We start from the raw sequence: 264 nt of genomic DNA on the forward strand, positions 1-264 counted from the left end.
GGTTTGTACTTGTCTCGTTGGCAACTAATATCGGTAATGGTGTAGGTATGTGGGTTCTGATTAAATTCAATCTCTCACCGCTTGTCTCTCAGATTTTAGTGACTTTAACCCTAACTGCGCTCGGATTCACTGCGCATCGTTTCTGGACATTCAATCATGCGGACATCACATCGGCTTTCCGAACGCGCTGACCCCTTGTTAACAATAGTGGTTCCTTGCTTTCAAGAAGAGCAAACCATTCCGGAATTTCACAAGCGCATCACC

Annotated in this window: 1 protein-coding gene; it reads left to right on the top strand. The window is 45.5% G+C overall.

All coding sequences use genetic code 11. The annotated features are described in order from the left end of the window. Positions 1 to 191 (top strand): hypothetical protein (locus AAEY93_RS20725; RefSeq protein ID WP_351079567.1); only part of this gene is annotated, 191 nt, incomplete at its 5' end. Between the last annotated feature and the right edge of the window lie 73 nt (positions 192 to 264).

It is taken from the genome of Shewanella sp. CAL98-MNA-CIBAN-0140 (assembly GCF_040309905.1).
Classification (GTDB): domain Bacteria; phylum Pseudomonadota; class Gammaproteobacteria; order Enterobacterales; family Shewanellaceae; genus Shewanella; species Shewanella psychromarinicola.